17 protein-coding genes and 1 other RNA gene are annotated in these 25,450 nt (G+C 43.8%); 9 read left to right on the top strand and 9 right to left on the bottom strand.

All coding sequences use genetic code 11. From position 1 onward, the window contains the following. The first annotated feature begins 177 nt into the window (after window positions 1-177). A complete protein-coding gene (locus K9M07_01600) occupies window positions 178-702 on the top strand; it encodes a hypothetical protein (GenBank protein MCF7851917.1) in 525 nt (174 codons plus the stop codon). 135 nt (window positions 703-837) lie between these two features. Then, window positions 838-2,283: a hypothetical protein gene (locus tag K9M07_01605; protein ID MCF7851918.1), complete on the top strand. Its 1,446-nt coding sequence runs from the start codon at window positions 838-840 to the stop codon at window positions 2,281-2,283. Between the two features lie 69 nt (window positions 2,284-2,352). Here the strand turns inward: K9M07_01605 and K9M07_01610 are convergent, their stop codons facing one another. The 3 genes from K9M07_01610 to K9M07_01620 are packed head-to-tail and all read right to left on the bottom strand — an operon-like array spanning window position 2,353 to window position 5,146. After that, complete coding sequence (locus tag K9M07_01610) at window positions 2,353-2,796, bottom strand: hypothetical protein (protein ID MCF7851919.1); 444 nt, start codon at window positions 2,794-2,796, stop codon at window positions 2,353-2,355. Between the two features lie 34 nt (window positions 2,797-2,830). Next, window positions 2,831-3,559, bottom strand: coding sequence for a TrmH family RNA methyltransferase (locus tag K9M07_01615; protein MCF7851920.1), 729 nt, complete (start codon window positions 3,557-3,559; stop codon window positions 2,831-2,833). Window positions 3,560-3,562: 3 nt separating this feature from the next. Beyond that, window positions 3,563-5,146, bottom strand: coding sequence for an ATP-binding cassette domain-containing protein (locus K9M07_01620; GenBank protein MCF7851921.1), 1,584 nt, complete (start codon window positions 5,144-5,146; stop codon window positions 3,563-3,565). A gap of 53 nt (window positions 5,147-5,199) precedes the next feature. On the opposite strand from K9M07_01620, the gene K9M07_01625 reads away from it, so the two are divergent. Continuing rightward, window positions 5,200-6,114: a tyrosine recombinase XerC gene (locus K9M07_01625; protein ID MCF7851922.1), complete on the top strand. Its 915-nt coding sequence runs from the start codon at window positions 5,200-5,202 to the stop codon at window positions 6,112-6,114. A gap of 15 nt (window positions 6,115-6,129) precedes the next feature. On the opposite strand, the gene rnpB is transcribed toward K9M07_01625, so the two are convergent. Continuing rightward, window positions 6,130-6,497, bottom strand: an RNA gene (gene rnpB, locus K9M07_01630) — RNase P RNA component class A. A 5-nt stretch (window positions 6,498-6,502) separates the two neighbouring features. Next, complete coding sequence (locus K9M07_01635) at window positions 6,503-7,270, bottom strand: hypothetical protein (GenBank protein MCF7851923.1); 768 nt, start codon at window positions 7,268-7,270, stop codon at window positions 6,503-6,505. A gap of 315 nt (window positions 7,271-7,585) precedes the next feature. On the opposite strand from K9M07_01635, the gene K9M07_01640 reads away from it, so the two are divergent. From K9M07_01640 to der, 6 genes are all read left to right on the top strand, one after another. Further along, window positions 7,586-9,073: a glycine hydroxymethyltransferase gene (locus tag K9M07_01640; GenBank protein MCF7851924.1), complete on the top strand. Its 1,488-nt coding sequence runs from the start codon at window positions 7,586-7,588 to the stop codon at window positions 9,071-9,073. 16 nt (window positions 9,074-9,089) lie between these two features. Then, the gene (locus K9M07_01645; protein MCF7851925.1) at window positions 9,090-9,719 is read left to right on the top strand and encodes an ATP-dependent Clp protease proteolytic subunit; all 630 of its coding nucleotides are present in this window, start codon (window positions 9,090-9,092) and stop codon (window positions 9,717-9,719) included. 8 nt (window positions 9,720-9,727) lie between these two features. After that, a complete protein-coding gene (locus K9M07_01650; GenBank protein MCF7851926.1) occupies window positions 9,728-10,462 on the top strand; it encodes a hypothetical protein in 735 nt (244 codons plus the stop codon). A gap of 237 nt (window positions 10,463-10,699) precedes the next feature. Continuing rightward, window positions 10,700-11,830: an alanine dehydrogenase gene (gene ald / locus K9M07_01655; GenBank protein ID MCF7851927.1), complete on the top strand. Its 1,131-nt coding sequence runs from the start codon at window positions 10,700-10,702 to the stop codon at window positions 11,828-11,830. Window positions 11,831-11,992: 162 nt separating this feature from the next. Continuing rightward, window positions 11,993-15,688, top strand: a complete 3,696-nt coding sequence (locus K9M07_01660) for a DEAD/DEAH box helicase (GenBank protein MCF7851928.1) — start codon at window positions 11,993-11,995, stop codon at window positions 15,686-15,688. Between the two features lie 88 nt (window positions 15,689-15,776). Then, window positions 15,777-17,117, top strand: a complete 1,341-nt coding sequence (gene der, locus K9M07_01665; GenBank protein MCF7851929.1) for a ribosome biogenesis GTPase Der — start codon at window positions 15,777-15,779, stop codon at window positions 17,115-17,117. Between the two features lie 8 nt (window positions 17,118-17,125). Here der and yidD read toward each other — a convergent pair whose 3' ends face one another. The 4 genes from yidD to K9M07_01685 all read right to left on the bottom strand — a co-directional run bounded on the left by yidD (window position 17,126) and on the right by K9M07_01685 (window position 25,448). After that, window positions 17,126-17,497 (bottom strand): membrane protein insertion efficiency factor YidD, encoded by a 372-nt coding sequence (gene yidD / locus K9M07_01670; GenBank protein MCF7851930.1) that lies wholly within the window; start codon window positions 17,495-17,497, stop codon window positions 17,126-17,128. Beyond that, window positions 17,487-18,485: a tetratricopeptide repeat protein gene (locus K9M07_01675; GenBank protein MCF7851931.1), complete on the bottom strand. Its 999-nt coding sequence runs from the start codon at window positions 18,483-18,485 to the stop codon at window positions 17,487-17,489. Before K9M07_01675 ends, yidD begins: the two co-directional genes overlap by 11 nt. Further along, on the bottom strand, window positions 18,442-23,688 hold the full coding sequence (locus K9M07_01680) for a hypothetical protein (protein ID MCF7851932.1): 5,247 nt from the start codon (window positions 23,686-23,688) through the stop codon (window positions 18,442-18,444). The genes K9M07_01675 and K9M07_01680 overlap by 44 nt, the downstream gene beginning before the upstream one ends. Before the next feature lie 149 nt (window positions 23,689-23,837). Beyond that, a complete protein-coding gene (locus K9M07_01685; GenBank protein MCF7851933.1) occupies window positions 23,838-25,448 on the bottom strand; it encodes a protein kinase in 1,611 nt (536 codons plus the stop codon). Window positions 25,449-25,450 lie beyond the last annotated feature (2 nt).

Genomic DNA, 25,450 nt, shown 5'->3' on the forward strand with positions numbered 1-25,450 from the left:
GCACTAATAGAGGTGTCAGAGCTTCTTGACATTACCTTCCTAACAGCTTCTATTTTAAATGCTTTTGAATATTTTGTCTTCATCATATTCAGACTCCTTTGGTCTAGTTAGATGCGACAACTACGCTGACACAGGGGGAGGACTTCAATCTCAGTATTGGATTTGGAGAGTGAGTCTATGCAGGCCCGTATCAGAATGTTCAAGGCAATCGCCGGAGAAGGGGCTTTGGAGAGCATTGAAGCTGCGCAATTCGAAGAGGGATATGCAGTGGAGGCTATGCGGGATCCCGAAGTGGATATGGGGCCTGAACGATTAGAAGCGTTTGAATATTTCATCAAGGAAGGCATCAGAGGGCAATTTCTGGTATTTGAGCGGGAAGTTAAAAAGCTATTGGACTTAAGAACGACGTTTAAACAGTACATTTATCGAGATGAAAGAGCTGAAAAAGCTCTGGACGAGGAGATAAGGGCATTGTATCACCGGATCAAACACAGCCTTAATGAGTTGGTGGATCATGATCTGATCATTGCTACAGAGACTGATCCAAACTATTCACAATTCCTATCTATGTTAAGAATGGCAAGAGGAGTCTTACTCTCAGATAATGGGGGTGTGGCGCTATCTCCCGGATTTCGGATGTTTTTAGAATGGATAGATGGGATGTTAGTGTTGGACGACGAGGCGGCTGCGGCCTCTTCTTAAATAGAGTCTTATGTAGCTAATAATTAGCATGTTAAGCACTTTTCTTTTGTTGGTAATATTATTTATTGGTTTAAGTGATTTTTTATTAAAAATTTGTTATAATAATTATATATTTAATAATAAATTGGTGTAAAAATGGCTATAAGTTCATTAACTGAAAGTCCTGCTTCTTCATTTTCAATTGATTCAATGAAAGCGAAACCTTTCTATGGCTCCTTTGAGCGCAGCACTATGATTAAAGTGGCTATCGTTGGCGTCGCAGCCATTGCGCTTATCAGCGCCCTTGCATTCATTCCCGGAGCGCCCTTAGCAGGAATTGCCATAATGTCACTAATCGAAGCTTACGCAGGAGCTACTGCTATAAGCGTCTTTGCAGCCGGTCTTTTGGGTTTGAACTTTTATAATAGGATAGGAAGTGCAGCCGGTATCTTAAAAGAGATAGATGACACTATCACAAAAGGAGAAGTCCTAAGCAAGGATGATTTCAAAGACTTAGCATGGGCTCTCAGTCAGTATGATGAATCGAGTCAAGTGACGTTTGTATTGGATCGATTATCCCCGTATATTGATAAATTAGCCGGAATCGATACTGAAACTCTTCCTGCTCCAATTCAAGAATTATATTCTCAGCATATAGGAAGAGTAAAAGAGGACTTCTTAAAAAGAGATAGAGGGGTGAGAATGCCAGCAGATACAAGTTCAGAAATGGAAGAGTGTCTTACTTCAGCCCGTTATGGAGATGAAACAGAAGCAGATGTAATAGATACTGAAACAGAAAAAAATATAAATTCAGCTATAGGAAAAGGAATTACACACTTATTAGATGGATATAAGGAGCAAGTTGAAAAGGTGGAAGCCGGGGTGTTTGTCCTGAACAAAAAGTTATTCGATAATCTCAATAGCTTACGGGACTGTATCAGCAATGTTGCCGATATATCATTTGATAGTACAGAGGATGGTAATTATCTTCGATGTATCGGTCTTTTAGAAAGAATCGATGCTCAATGCGCTCCTTTGGTTTCTTTGGTTCTTAATGAACTAAAAAGCCCAGAGGGATTAAAAAGTGATGCACTCGAGGAGTGGACTAACGAGTTTATTGCTATCTATCCTTCTTGCAAAGGGGAATCATATGCTCTTGCTAATGCCTATATCCAACGCCATCCCGAGCCGGCACTTTTTGTAAAAGATACTGAATCTCAAGTTGGAAATAAATTACTTTCGATATGGATGAGGGAGCACTCTAAAGATCATGAGATGATCAAAGGCATTCCTCTTTCTGTGATTGGTCAACTTAATATGAGCTCAGCCTCATTTAATGATTGGTTAACTGCACATAACTTTAGCTTTGAATTACCTAATAAGCCCTCTGATGATGAGGTAAAAATGGCATTGAGTTGTGCAGCCTTTGCTGCAGATCGCAGTTGCACTCAGGCTTCAGGTATAAAAGGGGCATGTGATTTCAAAGCATTTGATGCTAGTGTCAAAAAGATAGATGAGGAGCAAATTAAAGCCTTACGCCCTTGGTTTCAAAAAGAATGGAAAGATACTGCGATCGAACTATTTTTAGCGCATCTTGGTTAAGAGGGATATTTCATGATAATTTTTTTTTGTTTTGGTAGGCTTTGTCCTCTAATTGTGTGCAATTAGATACTAGCCATTGACAACGTGGTCTTCAGAGAGTTGGTCATCGACTGAGTTGCAGATTTGCTCGATGTTATGGAGCATCACTTCCGTTTGGGCTTCATCCAGCGCGCAGGCGAGGATCACTTCTTTGATATGAGAGGTATCTTTAGATTCTAATTGGCGTTTGGCTGCGGAGTAAAGAGAGATTTTTTCATGGGGTGATGACTGGGAGCGGATCGGTTCATGAATCAGGTTTTGAATCAGTTCGGCGTCGACTGCTAAATCTTCATCCGGATGCGTTTTTTTTATTTCATCGATTGTATGGTCGATCTCATCAATCATTTCAGCCAGATGGCAGCAGAGACCTTCGTTAAAAGTTTTTTCTTTGCTCACTTCCGTGATTGCTTTTTCTGCATGATCGCGCAGTTCAATCAACTTATTTCTAAATTTATGGCCTAGCTCTTTGTTCATCGCTTCCCTGTGGGTTTATTTCAGTATATAGCGGCTAGGGTGAATGCGTGCAAGGGCGAAGTTGTCTAGAAATTTCAGCGGCGGCAATTGCAAAGGCTGAGGCAACGTTGAGAGAGTTTTTAGTCCCAAAGAGGGGGATTTCAACAATGGCATCGGCTAGAGAGAGAAGTTCGTTTGAGAGGCCATACTCTTCGTTGCCGAGGAGGAGGGTGAAATGTGTGGGGAAAGAGAAGTCGTAGAGAGAGGTCGCCTTTTGGTGTGTTTCTAGAGCGATGAATGGGCGGGGAAGCGCGTTGAGGTCGCGGTGGCAGTTGAGATGGGCGGCTGTCCCTTTAGAGGTTGCTAAAACCTTAGGATGGTCGGCAAAGGGAGTCCTTTTAGAAAAGCCAATACTACACATGCCAAAAGATTCGGCTGTGCGAAGGATCGCTCCCACGTTGTGGGCTGAGCGAAGGTGATCGAGATAGAGGCTCGCTTTGAGAGGGGGCGCTGAGTGGATGCGATCAAAGCGTTTCATTTCGGGGAGAAAGTGATGTTCATTCAGGGGGGTGCAGGCAAGGGCAAGGTGCTCGTGGTAGCGGTCACAGAGGTATTCAAAAGAAGAGCATGGCTCGAGTTTGAGCCATGAGGCGATCTCGTTGTAGTGATCGAGTAGGTCTTGCCGAGTTGTCAGGGCAAGTTTGAGGATTTCAGCCGCATTTTTATGTTGCCGTTTCAGGGGAAGGGAGGTGAACTTCTCATAGGTAAAGCGTGTGGGTTGCATGGGCTACTTTTTGCGTTGAGCAAAAAACTCTTCCAGGTTGCCGTTAAAGACATGGATGCCATCCGGTTCGATCGAGATAATGCGGTTGGCAAAGGTGTCGATCAGGTCGCGGTCGTGAGCGGCAACAATGACGGTTCCCTTGTATTCATCGAGTCCCCAACCAAGAGAAGAGACGGCTTCAAGGTCGAGGTGGTTATTGGGTTCATCGAGGATAAGGGTGTTTTGATTGACGAGCATGAGCGACGCGAGGATCATTCGGGCCGTTTCGCCTCCGGAGAGGTTGCCGATTTTTTTAAAGACATCATCGCCCGGAAATAGGAGTTTTCCAAGGACGCCGCGCACATCTTGTTCGTAGGCACTCGACTTTTTATCTTTCAGCCAGTCATAGAGGCTGATGGGGAGTGTTTTGTCGATGATATCTTTGTGTTCTTGAGGGAAGTAGCCAAATTTTATGTTATGTCCGATGGTAATCGAGCCGCTATCGGGTTGCAAATGGCCTGATAAAAGGCGGAGCAGGGTTGTTTTTCCCATTCCGTTATGTCCAATGATCGCAATTTTATCGCCGCGCATCACTTCTAGGCTAAAGTTGTGAATCACCTGTTTATCATCAAAAGATTTAGAGATATTCTTCACTTTAAACGCAATCTGACCCGATTGGGTTTCAGGGGGTTCAAAGCGGATATAGGGGCGTTGGATATTCGATTTTTTGAGGTCTTGGGGTTGGAGGCGGTTCATTTCGCGGAGGCGCGATTGGACTTGAGATGCGCGTGTTCCCGCGCCGAATTTTGCCACAAATTCTTTGAGTTGGGAGATTTTCTTTTCTTTGTTTTTGATATCTTGGAGTTCTCGACCGCGCAGCTCGGATTTAGTGACGACCATTTCGTCGTAGTTTCCCGGATAGATGATGATGGTATCATAATCGATATCGGCAATATGGGTGGTTACCGTGTTGAGGAAGTGGCGGTCGTGGCTCACGACGATCAATATGCCTCTGTAATTGAGGAGAAATTGCTCGAGCCAGCCGATGGAATCGAGGTCGAGGTGGTTGGTTGGCTCATCGAGAAGAAGAGCTTCGGGTTCTCCAAAAAGGGCTTGGCAAAGAAGGACTTTAAATTGCGTGTCATTGGGTTGGGTTTTCATTTGGAGGTTGTGAAACTCTTCTGAGATTCCGACACCTGTGAGTAGGATTTGGGCATCCGATTCGGCCGTATAGCCACCTTCATCGGCGATTTGCTCTTCAATCTCTCCGAGTTTAATGCCGACTTCATCGGTCATTTCCACTTCGTAGAGGCGCTCGCGCTCTTCGAGGAGTTTCCAGAGTTTACTATTCCCTTGAATCACCACATCGATAATTTTTTGCTCTTTAAAGTCATCAATATTTTGGCGCAAGAAGCCCACTTTTTTAGGAAGGGCAACTTCACCGCTTGTTTGCTCTTCAACGCCCATCATAATTTTGAGCAGAGTCGATTTACCCGCTCCATTAGGGCCGGTTAAACCGTAGCGGTTGCCCGGATTAAATGAGGCTGAAACTTCATCAAAAAGAACGCGACTTCCAATTTTTTTTGAAATTTTATTTAATCCAATCATGAAGACCCTTATATTAAGCTGAAAAATAAAGTGATTGCTTAAAGTGTAACAAAATGAAGATTTTAGAGGAATTTTTAAGATATCAAAAGGTGATTAAACAGGCCTCTCTTCACACACTGCGAGCCTATGAGATCGATCTTAAAAAATTTTTTAGCTTTTTGGGCGAACAAGGGCTTGGTTTTGAGGCAGTCAAGAGAAGGGATTTAAGGATTTTTTTAGATCAGCTCCATCAAAAGCGCTATAAGAAAAGGACGACTCTTAGGTGTATTGCCGCTCTGCGATCGTTTTATAAGTATGCGGTGCTTCAGGGGGTGATGGATTTTAACCCTATGCATGAGCTCGATAATCTCAAGCTCGACAAGCCGATTCCCAAAGCACTTACGATAGATGAGGTCGATGCCTTTTTAGAGCTCCCCGATACGGGGGCTTTTTTGGGATTGCGCGATCGGGCTTTGCTTGAGCTTCTGTATAGTTCGGGAATTCGGATTAGCGAGCTCGTTGGGCTCAATCGCAACGATATCGATTTTAGAGAGAGTGTCATGCGCATTCGAGGAAAAGGAAAGAAAGAGAGGGTTGTCCCCCTCACAAAAATGGCTATGGGCTGGCTCCAAAGATATCTCACCTCGCATGAGAGGCTGATCGATGGGACGTGGCATAAGAAAGAGCGCGATCATCAGGCGGTTTTTCTCAATCGTTGGGGGAAGCGGCTGTCTTTGCGCTCTTGCGATCGATTATTCAACGTATACCGGCTCAAATCGGGAATGCCCCACCAAATTACCCCCCACTTATTGCGCCATACCATTGCAACACATTGGCTTGAAAATGGGATGGATTTAAAAACGATTCAGGAGATTCTAGGGCATGAGTCGCTCTCAACAACGCAAGTTTACACTAAGGTGTCTCAGAGTCATCGCCGCGCTGTGTATGAAAGGGCGCATCCTTTGATGCAAGAAAAAAAAGGGAGCTAGAAAAATTCTAGCTCCCTCATAAGGAGATGATTAAGCCGGATTCTGTCGAGGGTAATCATTCATCTTGGAGTTATGTCACCATAACCCTCTAGCGACTCACATTTCTCGGTGCCCGGGCGGATGCACCCGTAATCGGCGTTGAGATATCTTGCTTCAGATAGGGTTTACAACTGCATCTCTTTCGAGGTGTCAGACGAACTCACAAAGTTCGACGTTTCAGCCTGTCCACTGCTAGTTGCAGTAGCGGAATGGTTTCTGTTGCACTTTCCGTAGCCTCACGGCCCCCAGTCTTTCTCTGGTATCCCATCCTGCGAAGTCCAGACTTTCCTCCCCTCTATGCATCAAACTCGTATGCATGAGGAGCGATTACCTTTATCTCCTTAAAAAATTAGACGGCAGCGGCTCTTCGGCGACGGCGACGGCCCTGTGTTTTATCCGCTTCTTGGTCTTCTGCTTCTTGCCAGTAGTGGATACGAGAGCAGTGTTCACAAAACGTGAGGTTTTCACCTTTGCGAACGAGATTCTCATGTTGAGCTGTCAAAGCAATATGGCATCCGCTGCATGTGCGGTTTTCAATTGGCACAAGGACGCGGTTTTTCTTGTTTTTCATCAGTCTTTCGTAGATCGCTAAAATAACGGGATCTGCGTCTTTAGCAAGATCATCGCGTTTTATTTTTAAAGCTTGTCCTTCGACATTGATTTCGCGAATGTTTGCATTGATCTCGGCTTCGATCTCTTTTCCGCTGGCTTCAGAAGCACTAAGGCTTACTTTGATTTTCTCTAAGATCTCTTCCTCAAGCATTTTTTTGTCGACAAGGTTGGAGAGATTGTGTTCAACGGATGTTTTTTCACGACCGGCGAGGGCGAGCTCCTGTGTCAGGGCATTGAATTCATCAATTTTTTTGACTTCAGATTGTTTCGCTTCAATCGATTTGATTTTCTCTTTCAGCTTAATGATTTTTTCTTCGAGCTCATTGATCTCGCGGTTCATCGTTTCAATGTCTTCCTCTTTTTTGGAGAGCTGAAGGCGGAGTTCCGAAGTGAGCTGTTCGATCTGAGTGAGTTCCTTTTGACGTTGGCGTTTTAGCCTAATCAAGCGGATCATCTTCACATCGAGCTCTTGAATATCTAAAATATTTTTTAATGAACTGAGCATGATATTTTCTGCCGAATGTTATGTTTAGAATGATTTGGTTGAAAATATACCTGATCAATTGATCTTTTTCAAGCGATTCTTCATTCATTTCGGTATATTTTGTCGAAATGCCCCTTGAGTTAAAGCAAGCAAGGGTGGTAGCCTCGACTTTGCAACTTTTTGGACCTGAAGGCCTCGGGATATTTGGTTTTAATAATCTCCTAGTTCGACCTTAGGTCGGACGCCCAAGAGCAAAGATCTAGGCAGGCGGGTTCAAAAAATTGTAAAGTCGAGGCATCCTGTCTTGCAGTACGCCGGTTAAACGCACGAGGTGATATGGGAAAATTTTTAAATCACTACTTAGCTCAAACCCCTGAAGAAAAACGCGATGATGCTGCCATTGCTTGGATTGCGGCGCTCGATGCCGTCAGTCGGATCGAGCCTAAAGTGGCAGAGGCCGTTGTCAGCGAATTGACGGCCCAGCGCAGCACGCTTAAAATGATTGCTTCGGAAAATTATTGTTCGCTTCCCGTTCAACTCGCTATGGGGAATTTGTTGACGGACAAATACTCGGAAGGCTCTCCTCACCACCGCTTTTATGCCGGGTGTGAAAATGTCGATTCAGTTGAGGATTTAGCCGTTGAAAAGCTCAAAAAATTATTTGGGTGTGATCATGCCTATGTTCAGCCTCATTCGGGAGCGGATGCCAATTTAGTCGCTTTTTGGTCCATTATTGTCCAAAAGGTGCAGGATAAGGAAGTTGAGAGGCTCGGTAAAAAGACGCCCATGCAATTGAGCGAAGAAGAGTATGAAAAAGTGCGGCAGTTGATGGTAAATCAAAAAGTGATGGGGATGTCTCTCAATGCGGGGGGGCATTTGACTCATGGGTATCGTCTCAATGTCTCGTCTAAAATGATGCACGCCTTTACGTATGATGTTGATCCCAAAACGCATCTGCTTGACTATAAGGCGATTGAAAAACAGGCGATGGAGGTGAAACCATTGATTCTGATTGCCGGATATTCGGCCTATCCGCGCCTGATTGATTTTGCCAAAATGAGGGAAATTGCCGATCGTTCGGGTGCCGTCTTGATGGTTGATATGGCGCATTTTGCCGGGTTAGTTGCAGGAAGGGCGATTGCGGGCAATTACAATCCCATTCCCTTTGCCCACGTCGTCACCTCGACAACGCACAAAACACTGCGCGGCCCCCGTGGAGGACTTGTTATTTGTACAAGCGAGTTTAAAGAAACGGTCGACAAGGGGTGTCCGATTGTGCTGGGAGGTCCGTTGCCACATGTGATGGCGGCAAAGGCCATTGCCTTTGAAGAAGCGCTATCCGTTTCTTATCAAGAGTATGCTGAGCAAGTGATCAAAAATAGCCGTGCTCTGGCCGATGAATTGATGAAAAATGGGATCAAACTCGTCACGGATGGAACGGATAATCACCTCATTGTCATGGATGTCAATCAGAGTTTTGGCCTCAATGGCCGTCATGCAGAGAATGCTTTGTTAAAAGCGGGTATTACCGTCAATCGCAATACGGTCCCATTCGATACCAATGGACCTTGGTATACGTCGGGGATACGCGTGGGAGTGGCAGCGTTGACGACAAGGGGATTGAAAGAAGATGAGATGCGCAGATGTGCACAAATAATTTTTAGATTATTGCGTCACACTTCACCTAAACTTCTTGAAAAATCTGACGGTTTCAGTAAAAATGAAGTGGTGATTGAAAAAAGACATTTAGAGGATTGTCAAAAAGCAATTCAAGAGCTTTTAGAGCAATTTCCTCTCTATAGAGAGCTAAGCACATTTAAGTAAAAGGAGCCAAGCGATAATGGAAAGAGCATTTCACCTCGAAGACGAAGATGAAGATGAAGAAATGGATTCTAAACATATTGAAAAAGGGATTGACAAACGGATTGATGAATTTCTATTAAAAAAAAGATTCATCTTTTTATCTACCGCGGTTGATCAAGAGAGCACAAAGGATATTATTCGCAAACTCTGGTTTTTAGAGATGCAAGCACCCGGCAAGCCTGTCTTATTCATCATTAACTCACCCGGGGGATCGGTTGATTGCGGATTTGCCATTTGGGATCAAATTAACATGATGACATCGCCCGTTTCAACGCTCGTCACAGGTTTAGCGGCATCGATGGGTTCTTTATTAGCACTCGTTGCTCCTAAGGGAAGGCGATTTGTGACACCTCGGTCGCGCATTATGATTCACCAGCCCCGTGTTTCGGGTGTGATTCGCGGCCAGGCGACGGATCTCGAGATTCATGCCAAAGAGATATTGAAAACGCGCAATGAGCTTGTGCAAATTTATGTCGATGCAACCGGGCAGCCCAAGGAAAAAGTAGAGCGAGACCTCGATCGCGATACATGGCTTTCGGCTACGGAAGCCCTTGAGTATGGTCTTGTTGATAAGATTGTGTCGAGCTATCAAGAAATAGGCTTTTAATCGCGAAAATGGTTCCATTTGTCAAATATCAAGCGGCGGGGAATGACTTTATCCTGTTGGATGAGAGAGAGACTCTTCTCCTTCATCCAAATGAGGTGCAGAGGTTGTGCTCGCGCCGCTATGGAATCGGAGCGGATGGCATTCTTTGTGTTCGCTCGTCTTCCATTGCCGATGCCCGAATGCTCTATTTCAATGCAGATGGGTCGCGCGTCGATTTGTGTCTGAACGGTCTTAGGACCGTTTTTTTTCATCTTCAAACAGCGACCGTGATCGAAACGGACTGTGGCATTTATCGAGGAGAGGGGACAGCCGTATTACTCCCCCCGCATCGGATTGTTTCAGAGCGGGTTTCTTTAGACGATCTCAATCTAGTGGGATCTCATTATCATACCGGGGTCGATCACTTTATTGTTGAGAGCCGGGATGTTTCTTTGGAAAGAGTGAGTGATGTGGGAAGGCTCATAAGGCATCATGCCCATTTTGCCCCTTCCGGTACAAACGTCAACTTTATGCAAATGAATCGGGATCGCATCCTAGTCCGAACCTATGAAAGGGGCGTTGAAAATGAAACCCTTTCTTGTGGCACCGGAGCCTATGCTTGTTTTGTTAAAAGTGGTAAAAAAGAAGCTCTGATTGAATTTTTTCATGGAGAAATTCTCGCATTTCGACAAGTTGAAGGGGCTATTGAGATGAGTGGCCCGGTAGTGCGTGTTTTTAGCGGGAGCTATTCGTCTGAGTTGTGACCCATTCCAGGTATATACCGAAATAAACTGAAGAATTGGTTTTTAGCTTTGCCGGCATCTTCGCCTTTTTATCCATAATTTTTTGAGCTATCTTCAATAGGTTCAAAAAATTATGCCGGCTAAAGCCTGATAAAAATTCGAAGCGCCATCTTTGCTAAAATCCCAATTTTTCATTTCATTTCAGTATATTGACTCATCTGTTATGATAGCGGGAACAATGATTCACCGGAGCAATTTATGCACATTGGAATTCCTAAGGAAATTAAAAATCACGAGTATCGAGTTGGGGCAACACCTGCAATGGTTAAGACGCTCCTTGAAGCGGGCCATGAAGTTTGGGTTCAGTCCGGTGCGGGAGACCGCATTGGGTTTGCCAATGAGATGTATGTCTTAGCGGGCGCGCATATTAAAAAAACGGCGCAGGAAATTTACGAGGCTGAGATGATCATTAAAGTGAAAGAGCCTCAGCTTGCCGAATTTGAGTTGTTAAAAGAGGGGCAGATCCTCTTCTGTTATTTGCACTTAGCTCCGGATCCGTTTCAGACAGAAAAATTGCTCGAGAAAAAAGTGGTTGGTATTGCCTATGAGACGGTCATTGATGCATCCAATCGCCTCCCGCTTTTAACCCCCATGAGTGAAATTGCCGGACGTATTTCGATTCAAGCCGGTGCGTATTGCCTTCAAATGGCTAATGGAGGTAAAGGCGTTTTACTTGGCGGGATTCCCGGGGTAACTCCGGGTAAAGTACTGGTACTTGGCGGTGGCGTTGTCGGAACTGAAGCGGCTCGTATGGCCATTGGTCTCGGAGCAGATGTCACCGTTGTCGATCGCAACCTCAATCGCCTCCGCGAACTCGACATCATTTTCGGTAACAAGCTCAAAACGCTTTATTCGACACCACATATGATTGATGAGATGATTGGGAGTGTTGATTTAGTGATTGGGGCCGTATTGATTCCCGGAAAGACGGCTCCTAAAATTGTGACGCGAGAGCATTTGAAAAAGATGCAATCCGGTAGCGCTATTGTCGATGTGTCGATCGATCAGGGTGGTTGTATTGAAACATCGCGCCCGACGACCCATTCTGAGCCCACTTATATTGAAGAAGGCGTTGTTCACTATTGCGTGACCAATATGCCCGGTGCGTGCGCGCGCTCTGCCACAATGGGCCTTACGAATGCGACACTGCCTTATGCGCTTAAAATTGCCAATCTCGGCTATCAAAAGGCACTGCTCGATGATCCGCTTCTTAGAGAAGGGCTCAACGTCTATTATGGTAAAGTGACAAATCAGCATGTTGCCGTTGATCTCGGATATGAATACTATCCGGCTCAAACGCTATTGAAGAGCGAAATGGCAACACTATAAAAGTTGCAGAGTCGAAAGAGTGCGTCTACACTTTGGGCTTGTAGGCGCATTCCCAACTTTTGAGTTCGTTTGTGTATAATTCACATTGAAGGTATGATGTATACCGCTCTTGAATCACGAGCGGTATACTTCAATAAACTCCCCCGTTAGGTTGATTGATCAATGAACATAGATTTTGTACAAAAAGCTGACCTTGAAAAAGGAAGGCTTTTGCTGGCAAGAGGAATTCCCTCTCTTTTGTTTTCCGAACGGACCTATCAAGTGGAAGTTTTTGCAGAGGAAAAAGGGGAAGCAACCTATTGGATTTTTTTGGGGCTTGATGGGGGCTATCGTCCGATCGATTACTTTTGTACATGCGATCGATTTGAAGCAGCCAAAAGCTGCCCCCATGTGGCAGCGGCCTATTTAGCGGTATATGAGGGGGGCACGCTTCCTATTCATATGCGCTACAAGTCCTCTCTTTGGTTTATGCTCTTTTTTATTGCAGCCCGTCGGCATGGTTTTTCTCCTAAACTTGTCAAGTTGCCACAGAATAAGGGATTTCAGATCAAGTCATCCAATCAAAATAAGATTTTATTTAAAATTAAAGCGAATACGGAGATTGGGGAGTCTAAACTCAAGGAATTTGTTTTTAACCGCGAGAAGGAGACAGAAGAAAACTCCATTAAGTTTTCGAATCTCTCGACAGAAGAAATACAGCACTACAAAGAGGGGCGTCCGAGTTTAGAGCTTCAGTTTGAGCTCTCTTTTTGGTCGGACCTTGCAAAATGGCTCGCTGTTTTAGAAGCGCAAAACCACTCTTATGACATCCAATTTCGCGCGACAAGTGATTTGTTGCCCACTGAAATTTTTGTCGCTTTTGATGACATTGAATTTTCAGTCTATATCGCAAAAGCCAATTGGCCTGAGCTAATGATGGTTTTGAGGCAGACGAAAAGCCCGTTGCCTGTCTTCGATTTTTATGATTTTGATTTGAAAAAAATCACCTATGATCCCGATCAGAGGGCGTTGCTTCTTTCCAAGGAGATGTTTCATTTCCCTCAGAAGGCAAAAGAGGTTGATTTAGGAGAGTGGGTCTTTAGGCCTCATTATGGATTTTTCCCTAAAATGAATCCCCCTCTTTTTCAGGGGCCGGTGATTGAAGGAAAAGCTTTAGCAGAGGTTTTTCGTAAATATCCCATTCTTTTGCAGGATAAGTTGAAGGGGGAATCCATTCAATTAGACCCGATTGAACCGCGGTATGATTTGCACATGGATGCGAGTGGCAACTTACATATTACGCTCTATGCATTTGAGAAAGGAGATTTGCAAGCGGAGCAATCTCATTTTTTTCCCCCTTGGGGCTATCTCAAAAACAAAGGGTTTATCCGATGGACTGATCTCATGTTTGATGAGGGAGATAAAGTGATTGCGCGCGAGCGCATTGCTGATTTTATTAGCCATTATAAAGTATGGCTCAGTCAATTTGAGGGATTTGCGACGCATTTAACGCGGATGGAGTCGCGCTTAATTTATGAAGTGACGCCGGAAAGGCAATTGAGATTTGATGTTGCGGAAGATTTTGAGAATGCTTATCAGGGTGTGATTGATTTAGGGGAATGGCTCTATATTCGAGGGGAAGGATTTTTTTCGAAAAATGTCAATCTTGTTCACTCCTTTTTGAAGCCCGGTATGGTGCTGAAGGGGCGTGATATCAGTTCATTTATCCGCTCTCATGAACCTGAGCTCGAGTTGGTCCATCAGTTTTTTGCCGAAAAATGTCCGGTGCTCAAAATGGGACTTAAAGTTTCCTACAACGAATCGGGTGTGATTGAAGTCGAGCCGCAGGTGCGTTATACAACCGGCTATCATGAGGATCGCGTGATGATCTTTAATGAATATGCCTATGTGCCCGATGAGGGGTTTTCGCGTATCCCGGAAAAAGCATTGCTGCCTGCAGGCTATGAAAATGTCAAAGAAATCCCCACCTTTTTAGAGCAGCACTTTTTATTTCACGAGCTCAATGATTTAAAACCCTATATTTTTGAAATTGACCCAAAATTAAGATGCGCGCGTCAAGTGAGACTCTTTATATCCCATGTCGATCATTTATCGGAGAGTGGATTGTGGAAATTAAAGCTTTGTGTTCGCACGGAGTTTGGGGACGCTTCTTTTGAGGATCTGCATTTTGCAGTGACAACGCTGAAACCTTTTTTAGCTTCAGATGCGGGATTGATTTTATTAAAAGAACCTCATTTTGATTGGATAAAAACGCTCGATGACAAGCGTATTTATAAAGATGGACTCAAAATGACAACCATGGAATGGATCCGTCTTTGCGTGTATCAAGATGTCGAGTTTGGATCATCATGTGATCCTCAGTCTGTCAATGCGCTCCTTCAATTTAAATCCTTGAAAATGACAGAACTCGACAAGCCCTGTTTGGTTGGTTTTAAAACGGATATGCGTCCTTATCAAGAAATCGGTGTCAAATGGCTCTGGCATCTCTATCACAATCACTTATCGGGGATTTTAGCCGACGAGATGGGGCTTGGGAAAACGCACCAAGCTATGGGATTGATCGCTGCCGTTCAAAACCACTGCCGTCAAAGTGAAGCGCGATTTTTTGTCGTATGCCCCACTTCCGTCCTCTACCATTGGGAAATGCTCCTCTCGAAATTTTTGCCTGAGATCAAAGTCTTTACTTATTATGGTCCGCAGAGAAGCCTAGATGCTTTCCAAGGGAGTGATTTGTTTTTAACCAGTTATGGAACATTGCGCACCGATATTTCCAAAATCAAGATGATCCGGTTTGAGGTGGCCATTTTTGATGAGATGCAATCGGCTAAAAATAAAGAATCGCAAATTCACAAAGCATTGAAGGCGCTCCGCTCAAAAATGAAGCTCGGCTTATCGGGAACGCCGATTGAAAACGATCTTTCTGAACTCAAAGCCCTTTTTGATATCTTGCTCCCTCAATATTTCCCCAAAGATGAGGCCTTTAAAGAGATGTTCGTGTTGCCGATCGAACGGTTTCAGGATCGCCTCAAAACAGGGCTTCTCAAACGGCTGATCAATCCCTTTATTTTGCGCCGGCGCAAAACGGAAGTTCTACAAGATTTGCCTGACAAGATCGAGGAAATTGCCTATATCGATTTGAGTGATGAACAGCACGAGATATACCGGCGTATTTTTGAGCATGGATATATTGAGTTGGAAGAGTTAGAAACACAAGAAAAACCCCGTCTACATTTGCACATTTTCGCCCTGCTGAGCAAATTGAAGCAGGTGTGTAATCATCCCTGCTTAGTGACTAAAACACCTGAGCAATACCTCGACCACACATCGGGCAAATTTGAGCTATTTAAAGAGTTGATTAGAGAGGCCCGAGCCAGTGACCAAAAAGTGGTTGTTTTCACCCAATATCTCGATATGATTAAAATTTTTCGCCTCTATTTTGAGAGCATGGGGATTGGGTATGCATGCATTCATGGACAAACTAAAGATCGTAAAGGGGAGGTCGAGCGCTTCCGCGATGATCCTTCTTGTGAGATCTTTATCGCATCACTCCAAGCGGGAGGAGTGGGAATTGATTTAATTGCCGCTTCTGTAGTGATTCACTACGACCGATGGTGGAATCCCGCCAAGGAAAACCAGGCAACGGATCGGGTCCATCGCTTCGGACAAACTCGGGGTGTACAAGTCTTTAAACTTGTCACAAAAGGGACGATCGAAGAGAGGATTCACGAGCTCATTGAACAGAAGAAAGGGCTCCTTCAGAATGTGATCGGGTATGATGAGGAGGATCAGTTTAAAAAGATTGATCCGAGCGAGCTGATGCAAATGCTGCGCGACTATCATAGAGAAACCCAAAAATAAAAAAATGTTTTTACAGTTTCGGATTCAGTAGCGTTTTAATTGTTTTTCGACTATGCTATTTGCAAATATATGAATATATGTGGTCAATATGGGTCTTCCCTATCTCAAAATAGCTCTTGTTGGGCGCCCCAATGTGGGTAAATCCCACCTATTCAATCGAATGAGTAATAAAAGAATTTCGATTGTCGATGAAATGGAAGGGGTAACGCGCGATCGCCTTTATGCCTATACCGAATATTTTGGGACCCCGATTCAACTCATCGATACGGCAGGGATTGATCCTCAAAATATATCTTTATTCAATCAAGAAATGATTGCCCAATCAGAGCTCGCTATTGCTGAGGCCGATGCCGTTATTCTCGTTGTTGATGGAACCGTCGGCGTTCAACCCCTCGATCGGGTTGTCAATCAGCTCGTGAGAAAGTGCAATAAGCCCTATGTGCTCGCTATCAATAAAATGGAAGGGCAGAACGAACAACACGCCCATGAGTTCTTTTCTTTAAATGCGCCTCATTCCGTTGAGGTTTCGGCAATGCATGGCCGCGGCATTGAAGAGCTCTATGAGTCCGTTCTCGATGGCCTTACAGTTGATGAAGTTGCCGCTGTTGATGAGGGCATTAAACTCGCTATTATTGGACGCCCTAATGTGGGAAAATCGACATTTTTAAATGCAGTTCTTGGTGAGAAAAGGGTGGTTGTTTCCGATCAGGCAGGAACAACGCGCGATAGTATCGATGCTCACATTGAAATCGATGGCCAATCCTTCACTCTAATTGATACGGCCGGGATTCGAAGACGGCATAAAGAACTCAATGTTGTCGAAAAATTTGCTGCCATTCGCACACAACGCGCGATTGAGAGGGCAGATATCTGCCTATTTATGATTGATGCCGTTGATGGACTGACAACCCAAGAGAAAGGGATTTTATCCGATATTGAAAAAGCAAAGAAAGGGTGTATCCTCTTTGTTAATAAGTGGGATCAAATCAGTAATGTGAGAATGGAGCATGCAAAGAAAGACCTCTTTCACATGGCCCCTCAATTGCGATTCTACCCTATTATTTTTGGCTCGGCTCTGACGCAGCGCAACATATCAGAGGTTTTCAAGCTGACTTCGCAAGTCTATAGCGAACTCACTCGCCGTATTCCAACATCTGAGCTCAATCACTTCTTAGAGCGAACGATGCAACTCAATCATCCTCCAATGATTCAAGGAAAGCGGCTTCGTATTTATTATATGTCTCAAATTGAAACGGCGCCCCCTCAGTTTATTCTCTTTATCAATTATAAAGATCGCATGACGGATACCTACGAGCGCTATCTGATGAATGCCTTCCGCGAGAAGTATTCATTCCTTGGAATTCCGCTCACGTTCTATTTGCGAAAGAAAAGCCAAAAAGAACTCCCTCACATGGCCTCTACTCACTGATTTTTAGCTTATTTCGGTATAACCGGGTCGTATTTGTATTCCGTGTTGCCGTAGAGCGTTTTGCGATAAACCCAGTGCTCTTTATTTTCCCTTAAGAGGCGGTCACATCCCATGAGATAGCCCATGACAAAGCCGTGACGGCGGATGGCTTGCTTCATATATTCAGAGCTTGAGGGGCGGTAGTGACTACGGGGGCCGTCGGTAGGGGAGAGAATGTTTTGATGAAAAGCGATGACGGCTTCTGCGATGCGTGAGGGGATATCTTTGCGTTTCGGAGGAATAAAATCTTCGTCTTTTTGGAAGCCGGCGAGGGCTTTATCTTTGCCCCAAGGTTCGACATAACCCGGCTGATAGGCAGTCAGGGTATAGCTAAAAAGCATACTGAAGAGCAAGCACCGGATAGAGCTCATTTTTCCTCATCATCTGATTTGCATTGTTTTCAAACAGGCGTTCATTATAGGTCTTTGCCGCTTCACCCGCTCCATAAATGCCCCCAAAGTACCAACCCGCTTCAAAACTCGTCATCACGATGCCGGCAGGGATATTTCCATTGTAGAAGAAGTAGGCAGCAGCGGCAGTACAGAGGGAGTTGAGAAGAAAAGCGGTGATCGCCGTTTGCTTTTGGCCGATATAGAGGTAGCCGGCACCCGGAATGAGAGCATTGAGTGCTTGAGCGGTGCGTGGCGATTTTTTATATTCATCATAAAAATGGACCAATTCTTCGCTCTGTTGTTTGATTTGCGGGCTATAGCTTGCAGCCACAATTCGGTTCACTTCACCTTGAGAAATAGCGTAAGAGAGTTTGAGCTTCTCTCCCGTAGGTTGATCCGCTTGATGAATAGCCTCGAGAACGCGGTTTGCGTGATCGATCTCATTCAAGTTTTTATAGCAATCATATAGGACAATGAGAAGGTCTTTATAGACCGGGAAGGAGCGATCGATCATTGCAAGAGAAGAGCTTTCAAAAGCTTCAAGGGCATCTTCAAAACGATGTCCAATATAATAACTTAAGACGAGATAATATTGGATTTCTAATCGGCGCACCATTTCACTTTTAGGAATGAGGATATGAGCGCGTTTAAAAGCCGTCACCGCGCGGTAGAGATCGAGCTCTTTTGCAAGTGCTACACCAATTTTGTATTCTTTTCCCCACTCTTGAGCTTCTTCTTGTTCTTTCAAAGGTTCAAAGGCTGTGGGCATTGACTGGATACGCCACTCGGGCATTGCGTAGGCAAGTTGGGGTTGGATGGTCCCCTTGCCAAAACCATAGCATCCGGCTAAGGAAAGCGCGATAAAAAGAGAAAGCGCTCCTCGAATAAGCCGTTTAATCTTCGTCATCAGGGTGTTGAATGAGCTCCATTCCTTCATCAAAGTCTTCAGTAACCGCTTGATCACGGTAGATGTTTTCTTGGTATTGTGTGAGCTTTTTGTATTCATCATAAGTATTCACAATCACAGGTCTTAGGAACATAATAACATTTGCCTTAGTTTTTGTATCGGTATTATCTGAAAAGGCAGCCCCGATAATGGGGAGTCCGCCAAGGCAAGGAATGGCTGTTTTTGTACGTGCGGTCGTGTTGCGAATTTGTCCTGCAATAGCGACGAAATGTTTGTCGGGGACATGGACTTTTGTTGCAGCAGCCGTTTTTCTTGTCTTAATGCCATATACGGTATTTGCTGTTCCTCCTGAGCCCCCCCCGGTGGTAATTTCTTCCGTGATGCTCTGTTCAATCTCCATTGAAACAATATTGTCTTCCCCAATGTTGGGGGTGACGCTGAGTTTAATCCCAATATCTCGATATTCGATGTTTGCCGCAATGGTCGTATTATCTGATTGGTTTGTGACCACCGAGCCGTTATAAGGGACATTCTCTCCGACGAAAAGAGTAGAGGTTTGATTATCTTGCGTAATGAGCTTTTGGTTGAGTACCACCGTGCTATCCGCATCCGACTGAATCGCATTCACAAAATCTCCGAGCGACACGTAGGTCTGTCCTTTGTGGAAAATGAGATCGCCAATCACACCTAAACTCCCTCCACTGGGAATAGGCATATTTGTTCCAAGAGGTGGACTTGTCGCATTCACTTGAGAGAGGAGATTTGAAAAATTCGGGCTTGTTTCTACGAGGGGCATCGAGCCGCCACTGAAGGCCATCCGATCTTTATAGACTCCTTGTCCACCCCAACGGAGACCAAATTCCAGACGTCCCGTAAGATCGGTTTCAATGACGAGGACTTCGATAAAGACTTGTTTAAGGGGGATATCAATACTCTCTAAAAGCTCTTTAAGCCGAACTAAAACTTTGGGATCGCCATTGGCGATAAAAGAGTTTGTCGCTCTGACCCACTGGATCGAATCAATGGCTTCAATCAATCCTTGAGAGGATTGATTTTTCATGTTTCTTTTCAAATCGCCGGCAATGCCGGAAAGGGCTCCTTGAATACTGTCGCCGCGGTGGAACTGGAGCTTATAAATCAAAAAGCTAATATCATCGAGGGTTTCAACGGAGGATTCTCCTTGTCCTCTGATCTGAGAGGCTTCAACATCAAATTTTTCAAATAGGGTAATGACTTTTTGCGTTGCTTCATTATCCCCGGAAACGAGAAGTTGTCCCGTTTTGGGCATCCACTTAATATTGTTGATCGCATCAAAGAGTTGGGGCTCATTGACACCTGAGTTAATCAGGTTTTGTTCAAAATCTTTGACGAGGTGAATCAGCTCATCGCCTTTCAGAAATTTAGGTTTATAGAGAATATATCCTTCTGCAGAAACGCGGGGTTGGGCAGGTCCCATTGAGACATCAAACTGAGGCAGAATTTCTCTAATTTTGTTGAGGGTTTCTTCCGTTCCGGTAAAAATAAGGGAATTAGAGTCTTTGACATAGCGCATATCTTCAATTGTCGTAATGAGCGATTCATCCGGAGCAGGGCTTTTTTTCAAATCGCGCGCGAGGTGATCGAGGGACTTCTCAAGATATTCGGGATTGGCTTCTTTAATTTTATAGACGAGAAAGGTCGTTTTCCCAACGGTTTGTACGCCGGTCTGACTGGCGAGGTCATTATCGATTTTTTCAAGAAGAGCCTCCGTTTTATCCATCGACTCTTGGGTCCCGGTAAAGAGAAGGCTATCGGTTGAATCGACATAGCGCATCGATTTAAGGGTATTTAAAAAGGAGGTATTGGCAAGGCCCGATTTTTCTAAGTCTTTTGTGACATTTCTAATCGCCTCTTCAACTTGTCTGGTATGGGCCTTTGTCGGTTTATAGATGAAATAATGGACATTAGGATTGGCTGCGATGGCCGGTTCAGGGACGTCCAGTCGGGTTAATAGATCGGAGATTTGACTGAGAGTTTCCGCCGTTCCCGTAAAAATGAGCGTATGATTTTTCTCAACGATTCTCATAGAATTGAGGGTATTTAATAAACTAGGGTTGGCGAGATTGGATCTTTCTAAATCACCGTAGACATTTTTTAAGCTCTTGGCAAGAAGATCAATGGGCATGTTTTTAGCTTGATACATCAAGAATTGGTTGTTTTTGCCACCTCCGGAAGAGACGTCCAAGGTTTTGAGAAGATCTTCTAATCTAGTGATCGTGATTTGGTCTCCCGTAAAAAGGAATGACCCCGATGTTTTGACAAGGCGCATTGTGGCTAAACAGTTGATTAAACTGCGATCGCCAAAATCATTGCGTTTGAGTTCGGTTTCAATATTCTGAATCGTTGCTTCAAAGGCTAGATTGTCCAAGTTTTTAGGTTTATAGAGGAAGAAAATAGTGTTGGTCGATTGATTGCGCTCATTATCGATTTTATCGAGGAGTTCATTGATTCGGGCTATCGTGGCATCATTACCGGTGAAGACAAAGGAATTCGTATCGGGGTTATAACGAAAGTGCTCTAATGATTCGATCAATATGGGATCGGAAAGCTTGCTTTCAACAAGATCATGGGCCAGTTTTTTAATGGCTTTTTGCAATTCGGGCGCGGAAATATGTTTTGGTTGATAGACAAAAAAGTTAGAGTGACTTCCCAATTGACTAGCCGGGGCGACATCTAAGTTTTTAATCATGGCTTCAATTTTTTGCACATCACTTGTTGGCCCTGAAATAAAGAGCGAGTTTGAGCTTTTAATCCATTCGATATGGTGAATGGTTTGAAGGAGATTTTCGTAGGCGACCTCTTTTTTGCTCAATTTCTCTGTCGCTTCCTCAAGCTCTTTAATTAAATCATTGCCGGAAGCATACTGCAATTTGATAATGACATACGAATTAGCTGATTGCGCCGTATCGAATTTATCGACAAATTTAAGAATTTGATCGATGTCTCCCTGAGGTCCTGTGATAAACAGAGAGTTCGTTGTTGGAATCCACTCAGTCTTTTTAATGCTTTCAATTAAATGCGCATTGCCTTGAGGGTCTTTTTCAAGGCGTTGGGAGATCGTTTTAAGCTCTTTAATGACCACATTGCCGGGTGTGTTCTTTAAGTTATAAAGAATATAGCCCTTTTGAGCTTCAGGAGCTCCCGAAGTGGAGTGCTGATCGACCACATTGAGCATCTCTTTAATTTTGTTTATCGTATTGAGATTGCCCTTAAAAATAATAATGCGGCTATCAGGGACCCATTTGGCCTGTTTAAGGGTTTGATAAGTGGGATCATCTTCAGCTAATTGATCCGAGTAGGCCATGAGATCACTCTTAACTTGGTCATACGATGCATTGGCGACGCGGTAGGTAAAGATCGTTTCTTTAGCATACTCTGCCGTATCTGCAACTTCCAAAATTTCCTTAATTCTAGCGAGAGCCTCTCCGGTGCCACGGAAAATTAAAGAGTGGGCTTCAGGCATCCATGATGAGCTTTCAATCGCTTCATGGATAGGACTTTCGATAGGAAGGCTGTCTGCAAATCGATCTAAGGCCTTTTCAATGGATTTTTTATCTGCAAATTTGACCTGATAGATGAGCATATTTTGATCGGATAGAATTTTTTTATCCGTATGATCGAGCTCATTCATCAGGCTTTTAATTTTATTGATTGTATCTGCACTTCCGGTAAAGATAATTGCATGGGAATAGGTTGCATATTTGGCTTCTTTAATTGCATGCACAAAGCCCTCGTCGACAAACCCTGCCTTGTCGAGCCGATCGGCCACTTGATGGAGGGAGTCAATGAGCGTTTGAGGGGATAAATGAATGGGAGTGTAGACAAAGTATTCGTTTTTTGAATTGAATTCAGAGAGATCCAGTGTTTTTAACAGCTGTTGAATTTCTCCAATCGAGTTGCTATCGCCCGTAAAGACAATGGTATTGGCATCGCGAATCAGGCGCATCGATGAGAGTGTCAAAATCATGTTGGGATCGGAGAGATGGGAGTCTTTTAAGCTCATCTCCACTTCTTTTAAGTAGCTCATAATTTCTACTGCGGATTTAGCCGTAGGAATATAGATATAAAATTTAGAGTTTTCGGCGTTTTGGTTGGGCTGAGAAGGGACATCGAGCGTTTCTAAAAGCGATTTAATGCGCAGTAGGGATTCGGCATCTCCAATAAAGAGAAGAGAATTTGTTGCTTTAATGTATTTAGCCGAATCGATGGAGCTAACAATACCGGAAACTAAAAAACCTTGCTCAGAGGCACTTTTCGAGATTTCTTTGATGCTATTTTCAATATTAGAAGCCGTTTTGTATTTTAGTTTATAGACCAAAATGTTGTCAGACGAAAGAGAGCGATCTTGGAGCGATGAGTAGGTGTCGAGTCCCTGCAAAATTTCCAGCGATTTTTCAATCAGATAGCGGGTCGAAACAATGAAGATGCTATTCGTCTCTTTTTGAGGGACAATGATGACGGGGTTTCCCTCTGATAGGGGCATGATGAGCTCATTTAAGAGGGGGGTGAGTTGAAGGGCATTGGCATTTTTAGATTTATAGACCGTCACATCTAGATTTGTTTTTGGGGTGTCCAAAATCATCAGTAGCTCTGCAATCTTTTCAACGTTAGAAGAGGTATCCGTAATAATCATCTGCCTGGTATCAGAAGACGTTGTAATGAGAGCTGTTCCCGAGAGCATCGGTTTAAAAATGGTTTCGAGATTGCCCGGATTGGCATTGTGAATATTGAAAACACGCGTTACGATGATGGGCATCTCATCAAGATCGAGGGGTGTTTCAGAAGAGACAATCGTCGGAATTTGCCTCACATCTTGATTTTTGTGAATGATGAGATTATTGCCGTCCTCAATAACGGACAAGCCATGAATACTGAGTATTTGAGTGAACGCCGACATGATATTAAAAAGGGAGGTCGGTTCCTCAGAAGTGAACGTGATATTAAAATTAAGATCCGTATCTTCATAAATGAAGTTTACACCGCGGATTTTACTGATGAACTTGACTAATTCTAAGATGGAAACATTAGGAAAATTAATCGTGTATCCTTCATCAGATAGGCTATGAGGTGCATCGACTTGCTTAGGTTTGATCTTTTTATTGAAAAGAGCATGTGCAGGATAAGTCGTAAATAAAACGGAGCTAATCAAACAAAAAATAATGAGTTGTTTGATATTTCGAAAAATGAATGCCACAATTTTCCAACTCGTCAATTATTTTATATATAAGAATTGGTATTACACCTATCTTAGGTTTTTTGCAACTCGACTTTATAATTTTTTGGGCTTGAGAGCAAATAGATGAGGCTCTCATGCTCACAATAAGCTACAAAGTCGAGATAACGCTAAATATTTTCTAAACGTTGGAGACAAATAACGCTGCGGCGTTCTTTAGAGAGGGTAGGATCTAAAAGAGAGAGAAGTTCATTGAGGATTTTTTTTGAGAGACTTCCCATTGACAAGTGAATATGGTTTGAGATGATCTCCTTAGCCCTTTCTTGAATCGTCGTGATCATCTTTTGCTCAAGATTTGAATCGTTAAACGTATGCAAAATTAAAATATCCCCTGCAAACCAATTGTCACTCACATGTCGAAATTCGGAGGAGGAAGAGACGCCGAGATACGGGTTATCGCTCATCAACAGTTTTGGAAGTGCCGTTTCAGGAGTGTAATGCCATAAAGAGAGATATCCACAGGATGAAAAAAGATAGCGGTCTTCATCTAAATCAAGAAAGAGTGCATTCGCCTTAAAAGGGGCGATAGAGGGATCGGCGAGGAGAAACTCATTGATCTCAGAGATAAAGTTGTCAATGTCAAATCGAGTCACTGATTTTTGACGGTATTGTTTAATTAAAGGTTTGATCATTCCTTTGATATGGGTAATAAATAAGCTCGAACTCACATCAGCTGATGTCGACTCCATTGATAAGATGAGATAGTGGCGAGGAGAGAGGGCAATAAAATCATGAGAGACACCGAGATCTTTAGCTCCTTCAGGTCGGGCTATTGTGAGATCGACGTGATCCCATTCAGGGAGGTGTAGAGAGGTGATTTGTTGTTGTGCTTGAATAATAGTGCTTAAGATTTCAGAGTGACTCTCATCATTATTTCCCTCATCTTGGGAGAGCGCTTTTTTAGAATAGGTGGAAATGGCCGTGATAAAATCGACAATGTCTTCATAACGCTTATTTAAATTAGGATCGATAGCTTTTTCTATGATAGAGCGCAAATGCGAGGGAATATATGAGAGTTGGATATTGCCAAAACTGAGTTTCCCAATAATCATTTCATAAGTGATGATGCCTAAGGCATAAATATCTGAAGCAAAAATGGCTTTGCTGGGATCTTTTTTTTGTTCGGGAGCCATGTAGTGGGGCGTTCCGATCATGCCGCCTTCCATTGAGGTACTGAGTTGGTCTTTCCCCTTGAGCTGGGCAACACCAAAATCAATGACTTTAACTTTTCCATTTTCAGTGATCAAAATGTTTTCGGGTTTGAGGTCTCTATGGACAATGTTATGCGTATGTAGATGCAAAAGAGCATAAGCGACTTGCAATGCAATATCGAGGCAGCGTTTGAGGGAAAGGGAGTGTTGATAAATAAACTGTCTCAGAGAGATCCCTTGAATGAATTCCATGGCAATATAAAGCCCATGTTGCCATTTGCCCTGTCCATAGAGCTTCACGATGTTGGGATGGTCGGCAATACTGATAATTTTGGCTTCTTCAAGGAATTGGGCAATCATTTCAGGATGGCGGACAAAGTCGGGAGAGAGGACTTTAATGACGATCATTTGATCGGTATGAGGATCTTTCCCTAAATAGAGACGACTCATTCCCCCTTGGGATAAAAGGCTCTCAACGATGTAGGGACCAATGCGATCGGGTAAAGCTTGTTTGGTTTGTGCCTTTGCCGTAGGCAAGGTAGGCTGGTCAAAGAAGACTTTTTTCGTCATGA

Source organism: Simkaniaceae bacterium, assembly GCA_021734805.1.
Lineage (GTDB): Bacteria > Chlamydiota > Chlamydiia > Chlamydiales > JACRBE01 > Amphritriteisimkania.

Bases quoted from the DNA above. Each gene is read 5' to 3' on its own strand.
- K9M07_01600 (MCF7851917.1), top strand. From the start codon at position 178: ATGCAGGCCCGTATCAGAATGTTCAAGGCAATCGCCGGAGAAGGGGCT.
- K9M07_01605 (MCF7851918.1), top strand. From the start codon at position 838: ATGGCTATAAGTTCATTAACTGAAAGTCCTGCTTCTTCATTTTCAATT.
- K9M07_01610 (MCF7851919.1), bottom strand. From the start codon at position 2,796: ATGAACAAAGAGCTAGGCCATAAATTTAGAAATAAGTTGATTGAACTG.
- K9M07_01615 (MCF7851920.1), bottom strand. From the start codon at position 3,559: ATGCAACCCACACGCTTTACCTATGAGAAGTTCACCTCCCTTCCCCTG.
- K9M07_01620 (MCF7851921.1), bottom strand. From the start codon at position 5,146: ATGATTGGATTAAATAAAATTTCAAAAAAAATTGGAAGTCGCGTTCTT.
- K9M07_01625 (MCF7851922.1), top strand. From the start codon at position 5,200: ATGAAGATTTTAGAGGAATTTTTAAGATATCAAAAGGTGATTAAACAG.
- K9M07_01635 (MCF7851923.1), bottom strand. From the start codon at position 7,270: ATGCTCAGTTCATTAAAAAATATTTTAGATATTCAAGAGCTCGATGTG.
- K9M07_01640 (MCF7851924.1), top strand. From the start codon at position 7,586: ATGGGAAAATTTTTAAATCACTACTTAGCTCAAACCCCTGAAGAAAAA.
- K9M07_01645 (MCF7851925.1), top strand. From the start codon at position 9,090: ATGGAAAGAGCATTTCACCTCGAAGACGAAGATGAAGATGAAGAAATG.
- K9M07_01650 (MCF7851926.1), top strand. From the start codon at position 9,728: ATGGTTCCATTTGTCAAATATCAAGCGGCGGGGAATGACTTTATCCTG.
- ald (MCF7851927.1), top strand. From the start codon at position 10,700: ATGCACATTGGAATTCCTAAGGAAATTAAAAATCACGAGTATCGAGTT.
- K9M07_01660 (MCF7851928.1), top strand. From the start codon at position 11,993: ATGAACATAGATTTTGTACAAAAAGCTGACCTTGAAAAAGGAAGGCTT.
- der (MCF7851929.1), top strand. From the start codon at position 15,777: ATGGGTCTTCCCTATCTCAAAATAGCTCTTGTTGGGCGCCCCAATGTG.
- yidD (MCF7851930.1), bottom strand. From the start codon at position 17,497: ATGCTTTTTAGCTATACCCTGACTGCCTATCAGCCGGGTTATGTCGAA.
- K9M07_01675 (MCF7851931.1), bottom strand. From the start codon at position 18,485: ATGAAGGAATGGAGCTCATTCAACACCCTGATGACGAAGATTAAACGG.
- K9M07_01685 (MCF7851933.1), bottom strand. From the start codon at position 25,448: ATGACGAAAAAAGTCTTCTTTGACCAGCCTACCTTGCCTACGGCAAAG.